This is a genomic window from Streptomyces pathocidini (assembly GCF_001418495.1).
Taxonomy (GTDB): Bacteria; Actinomycetota; Actinomycetes; order Streptomycetales; family Streptomycetaceae; genus Streptomyces; species Streptomyces pathocidini.
This window is the reverse complement of sequence record NZ_LIQY01000342.1, coordinates 1-5,567: the sequence shown is the minus strand read 5'-3', so window position 1 is coordinate 5,567 and position 5,567 is coordinate 1. Positions and strand designations below refer to the sequence as shown.

Below are 5,567 nucleotides of genomic sequence, written 5' to 3'. Positions count from 1 at the left end.
CGTACGTGGCGGGGGCCGCGAGCGGGTGCCGGGCAAGCACGGCGCGGCCCCCGCCACGTACGAGAGCGTGACCGTCATGATCGGAGACCAGCCGGGCGAGCTGGCCCGGATCTTCGCCGACGCGGGACGGGCCGGGGTCAACATCGAGGACGTCCGCATCGAGCACGCGACCGGCCAGCAGGCCGGCCTGATCCAGCTGATGGTGGAGCCCGGCGCGGTCCCCTCGCTGACCGCGGCCCTGCGCGAGCGCGGCTGGTCGATCCGGCAGTAGCGGCCGCCGGAAGCCCCGGGACCCCCCCGGAAGCCCCGGGAAGGCGGCGGAAGGACGGCGGTACGGGGCGGGTCCGCGAGCCAGTAACCTTGTCCGGAGGCTGAATACGAGGCCTGCGAACTCGCCCGTGCACGAGAAAGGTGTTCGTCACCGTGGAAACCGCCCCAAGGACCGCAGCGGCAACAGTGATTGTCGCCATCGACGGCCCCGCAGGCACGGGCAAGTCGAGCACCTCGAAGGCCGTCGCCGCCAAGCTCGGCCTGGGCTACCTGGACACCGGCGCCCAGTACCGGGCGATCACCTGGTGGATGCTGACCAGCGGCGTCGACGTCGAGGACCGGGCCGCCGTCGCGGGCGCCGCCGACAAGCCCGCGATCGTCTCCGGCACCGACCCGGCCGCCCCGACGATCACGGTCGACGGCGCGGACGCCGCGGGCCCGATCCGTACCCAGGAGGTCACCTCCGCGGTCAGCGCGGTCAGCGCCGTCCCCGAGGTGCGGGCCCGGATCACCGAGCTCCAGCGCTCCATCGCGCTGACCGCCGAGCGCGGCATCGTCGTGGAGGGCCGCGACATCGGCACCACCGTCCTGCCCGACGCCGACCTCAAGATCTTCCTGACCGCCTCCCCGGAGGCCCGGGCCGCCCGCCGCAGCGGCGAGCTCAAGGGCAAGGACGCCTCCGACCTGGCCGCCACCCAGGCGGCGCTGGCCAAGCGCGACGCGGCCGACTCCAGCCGCAAGGCCTCGCCACTCGCCAAGGCCGACGATGCGGTCGAGGTCGACACCACCGACCTGACCCTGGAGCAGGTCATCGAGTGCGTGGTCACCCTGGTCGAGGAGAAGCGGACCGCGTGACCACCACCGGCACGCTGCCCAGCGCGGGCGGCGCGGCGGTCGGCCGCCGGATCGGCATCGGCCTGATGTACGGGCTGTGGAAGCCGCGCGTGCTCGGCGCCTGGAGGGTCCCCGCCTCCGGCCCCGTGATCCTCGCGGTCAACCACGCCCACAACATCGACGGGCCGATGCTGATGGGCACCGCGCCCCGGCCGGTGCACTTCCTGATCAAGAAGGAGGCGTTCCTCGGGCCGCTCGACCCGTTCCTGCGCGCGATCGGGCAGGTCGAGGTGGACCGTACGAGCACCGACCGGACCGCGATCACCAGCGCCCTGGGCGTGCTGGAGCGCGGCGGGGTGCTGGGGATCTTCCCCGAAGGCACCCGCGGCGAGGGCGACTTCGCCTCGCTGCGCGCCGGGCTCGCGTACTTCGCGGTGCGCTCCGGGGCGCCGATCGTGCCGGTGGCGGTGCTCGGCAGCGCCGATCGGCCCGGCCGGCTGGTCGCGGCGCTGCCGCCGCTGCGCAGCCGGGTCGACGTGGTCTTCGGCGAGCCTTTTCAGGCCGGGGACAGCAGCGGCAGGCGTACGCGCAAGGCGCTGGACGAGGCCACGGTGCGCATCCGGGAGCGGCTGACCACCCACCTGGAAAACGCCAGGCGCTCCACCGGGCGCTAGGCGAGACTTGACCCGGTGGGCCGCGTGGCCCACCGGACGATGGACGACGAGGAAACAGACTTCATGAACGACCAGATCCACTCCGGCGACGAGCACGAGCACGGAGAGCTTGGCGACGCCGAGTACGCGGAGTTCATGGAGCTCGCCGCGCAGGAGGGCTTCGACGTCGAAGAGGTCGAGGGCGCGCTCGACGCGGCCGGTCACGGCCCGCTGCCCGTCCTCGCCGTCATCGGCCGCCCCAATGTCGGCAAGTCGACCCTGGTGAACCGGATCATCGGCCGCCGCGAGGCCGTCGTCGAGGACCGGCCCGGCGTGACCCGGGACCGGGTGACCTACGAGGCGGAGTGGGCCGGCCGCCGCTTCAAGGTGGTCGACACCGGCGGCTGGGAGCAGGACGTCCTCGGCATCGACGCCTCCGTCGCCGCCCAGGCCGAGTTCGCGATCGAGGCTGCCGACGCGGTCGTCTTCGTGGTGGACGCCCAGGTCGGCGCCACCGACACCGACGAGGCCGTGGTCAAGCTGCTGCGCCGGGCCGGCAAGCCGGTCGTGCTGTGCGCCAACAAGGTCGACGGCCCCTCCGGCGAGGCCGACGCCGCGATGCTGTGGGCCCTGGGCCTCGGCGAGCCCTACCCCGTATCGGCCCTGCACGGCCGCGGTACGGGCGACATGCTGGACGAGGTGCTGAAGGTGCTGCCGGATGCCCCGGCCCAGACCTTCGGGCGGGCCGTCGGCGGACCGCGCCGGATCGCGCTCATCGGCCGCCCCAACGTCGGCAAGTCCTCGCTCCTCAACAAGGTCGCGGGCGAGGAGCGCGTGGTCGTCAACGAGCTGGCGGGCACCACTCGCGACCCGGTGGACGAGCTGATCGAACTCGGCGGTGTCACCTGGAAGTTCGTGGACACCGCCGGCATCCGCCGCCGCGTCCACCTCCAGGAGGGCGCCGACTACTACGCCTCGCTGCGCACCGCCGCGGCCGTCGAGAAGGCGGAGGTCGCGGTTGTCCTGATCGACGTCGCCGACTCGATCAGCGTCCAGGACCAGCGGATCATCACGATGGCCGTGGAGGCCGGGCGCGCGCTGGTCCTGGCCTTCAACAAGTGGGACACCCTCGACGAGGAGCGCCGCTACTACCTGGAGCGGGAGATCGAGACCGAGCTCGGCCAGGTCCAGTGGGCGCCGCGGGTCAACATCTCGGCGCACACCGGCCGCCACATGGAGAAGCTCGTACCGGCCATCGAGACGGCCCTGGCCGGGTGGGAGACCCGGGTCCCGACCGGGCGGCTCAACGCCTTCCTCGGCGAGATCGTCGCCTCCCACCCGCACCCGATCCGCGGCGGCAAGCAGCCCCGCATCCTCTTCGGGACGCAGGCCGGCACCAGGCCGCCGCGGTTCGTGCTCTTCGCCTCCGGCTTCCTGGAGGCCGGCTACCGGCGCTTCATCGAGCGCCGGCTGCGCGAGGAGTTCGGCTTCGAGGGGACGCCGATCCACATCTCGGTACGGGTGCGCGAGAAGCGCGGCCGCAAGAAGTAGCGGTCGGGGAGGGCAGTCGGGGTCCGGTCGGCCGGACCCTGCTGCCGTTCCGTGCGGGGGCCGCTCCGCCGCGTACGGGAGCTACTGCCCGGGCTCGTTCTCGTCCCGCCGCGCGGGCGGCAGGGCCGGGGCCCCGGCGCGGTGCAGACCGCGCGCGATCGTCTCCCAGGACCCGATGCGGTCCCATGCCCCCCGGTGCTCGCGGGCGCCGCTGCCGATGGCGCCGAACGGCTTGAACCCCATGTCCTCCTCGCCCGACCGGTCACCCGGCAGCGCCTTGAACGACCTGCGGTACTCCGCGTACAGGGCGTCGTAGATCGGCGTGGGCGAGTGGTGGATGCCGCCGCCCATCGACGAGTCGTGCGGGGGACGCATTCCGGGAATGGGGCTTTGGTATGGATTCCGGGCAGAGGGGTCGTATGTGTGCACGTAGGTGCCAACGAACCCGGGTCCCGTCGGATGCGGGCGCGGGAGGAAAACCCCTGATCGGCGCGTGATGTAGGGCTCCGGGGGCGGGCCGGGAACCGGGATCGAGGCCGCGCTCGGGACCGTGCCCGGGATGGACGCCGGTACGGCGCCCGGGCCGTGGAGGGGCGCGGCGGGCGTGGGTGCGCGGTGGCGCGGGCCGGGCGCGCCGGCGCGCGGCGCGGCGGCCCGGGCGACGGGGCCGTTCCCGGAGTGGGCCCCACCGACCGGGCCGCCGGGGGAGGTTCGGGTCACGTGCCCGCCAGGGGCATGACCGCGGCCACGAGCTCGCCACGGGCGGCGGCCTTGTCCAGGGCCTCGCGCATCAGGTCCTCGCGCGGCTGCTTGCCGACGGCGCCCACCGGGGCGGCGAAGACCAGCACCTTCGAGGAACGGTTCACCGCGCTCCGCCAGCCCTCGGTCACGATCAGCGGCTGGTGCGCCTGCCACCAGGCGACCTGCTGGCCGCCGCCGGTGCCCGGCATCAGGATCGCGTGCAGCTGGCCCATGGCCAACAGAACGGACCAGCCCTGCAGTTGGGCGGGCAGCTGCTCGACGTCGTGGATGGGCAGGAAGCCCTGCTCGATCAGCAGCGGCAGGAACTCGTCGTTCGGGCCGTCGGTGCCGGGCCGGGCGATGGGCCCGGTCGGCTCGACCACGAGCGAGGGGTACAGGTCGCCGTTGATCAGTACGAGACCGCTGGTCACCCCGATCACAGCCTGGCGCGGCTGGAGTTGGCGCTGGAGCTCCTCCGGCACGTGGAAGTCGGACTGGCGGACGCCGGGCACGGGCTGCGCGGGTGCGGTGGCCGCCTCGTGGCCGGGAGCCGGCACGCCGGCGGCGTCGTGCTCGCCGGTGATGCTCCGTACCGCGCCCTGGAGCTGCTCCTCGGAGACCGTGACGACCTGGGAGGGGATGCAGGAGGCGTGGGCGAAGGCGAGTACGGCCGTCTCCTCGCCGACGAAGAGCACGGTGCTGGTGCGCTCCTGCTCGGTGTCGCCGGGGGTGCGGCAGGAGGTGCAGTCGTAGCTGCCCGGGGCGTTCTCGCCCGCGATCAGCCGGTCGGCTTCTTCGTCGCCGATCTCGGCGCGTACGTCATTGCTGACGTCGAGCATGCGCGGCACTGGGTGGCTCCTCGATCTCGGGGATGGGTGCCGGTCAGAGAACCCGGCTCACGTGAGGCACAACGGGTGATCTGTGGGCGGAGTCACGCGCGCGTGCCGCGCAATCGCTTCCCTGGGACCGGTGTGCGAACGCGCCGCCGGAATGCCTCACTCCATGTCAGCCGGTGGGGAGAGCTCGGGGCGGGCGAAGCCTTGGGCGTCGACCGTTTTGCGCACTGTGTCCGGATGGTCCGACCGGGTGGGGCTCGCCGCACGGGAGGGCGCGGCTGCCCGGAATATGGGGAGAGGTCTGTTTAGCGTCTGGCGCCATGTCCCATATTCGGATCAGCAGGCCGATCGTTCTCACCCTTGCCGCATGTGTGGCGATGGCACCGGGAGCAGCGGAGGCCGCGGCCTCCGGCCCGGACAGAACGCCGAAGAGCAGGGCCGACAGCGGAGTCTGGGACCGGATCGCGCAGTGCGAGAGCAGCGGCCGCTGGAACGTCAACAGCGGCAACGGCTACTACGGCGGACTGCAGTTCTGGCACGACACATGGGTGGAGCACGGCGGGCTCGCCTACGCCGAGCGCGCGGACCTCGCCACCCGCGAAGAGCAGATCAAGGTCGCCCGGACCGTTCAGGCCAAGCAGGGCTGGAAGGCCTGGCCGGTCTGCTCGAAGCGGGCCGGCGC

The 5,567-nt window shown here is 73.0% G+C and carries 6 protein-coding genes and 1 pseudogene; 5 read left to right on the top strand and 2 right to left on the bottom strand.

Annotated features, from left to right (window positions below; genetic code table 11):
- The 4 genes and pseudogenes from AOK16_RS16725 to der all read left to right on the top strand — a co-directional run.
- A pseudogene (locus AOK16_RS16725) lies at positions 1–271 on the top strand (prephenate dehydrogenase); the annotation flags it as partial.
- A gap of 140 nt (positions 272–411) precedes the next feature.
- Positions 412–1,125: a (d)CMP kinase gene (gene cmk / locus AOK16_RS16720; RefSeq protein WP_079101466.1), complete on the top strand. Its 714-nt coding sequence runs from the start codon at positions 412–414 to the stop codon at positions 1,123–1,125.
- Between the two features lie 65 nt (positions 1,126–1,190).
- Positions 1,191–1,778 carry a lysophospholipid acyltransferase family protein gene (locus AOK16_RS16715; protein WP_079101469.1) on the top strand — a complete coding sequence of 196 codons (588 nt, stop codon included), beginning with the start codon at positions 1,191–1,193 and terminating at the stop codon, positions 1,776–1,778.
- A 63-nt stretch (positions 1,779–1,841) separates the two neighbouring features.
- Positions 1,842–3,308 carry a ribosome biogenesis GTPase Der gene (gene der / locus AOK16_RS16710; protein WP_055473042.1) on the top strand — a complete coding sequence of 489 codons (1,467 nt, stop codon included), beginning with the start codon at positions 1,842–1,844 and terminating at the stop codon, positions 3,306–3,308.
- Between the two features lie 81 nt (positions 3,309–3,389).
- On the opposite strand, the gene AOK16_RS16705 is transcribed toward der, so the two are convergent.
- Both AOK16_RS16705 and AOK16_RS16700 read right to left on the bottom strand, forming a co-directional pair.
- Complete coding sequence (locus tag AOK16_RS16705; protein ID WP_240483605.1) at positions 3,390–3,683, bottom strand: hypothetical protein; 294 nt, start codon at positions 3,681–3,683, stop codon at positions 3,390–3,392.
- A 341-nt stretch (positions 3,684–4,024) separates the two neighbouring features.
- Entirely contained in the window at positions 4,025–4,897 is an 873-nt protein-coding gene (locus tag AOK16_RS16700; RefSeq protein ID WP_055473038.1) for a hypothetical protein, read from the bottom strand.
- Between the two features lie 308 nt (positions 4,898–5,205).
- On the opposite strand from AOK16_RS16700, the gene AOK16_RS25765 reads away from it, so the two are divergent.
- Positions 5,206–5,567 (top strand): transglycosylase family protein (locus tag AOK16_RS25765; RefSeq protein ID WP_169790904.1); only part of this gene is annotated, 362 nt, incomplete at its 3' end.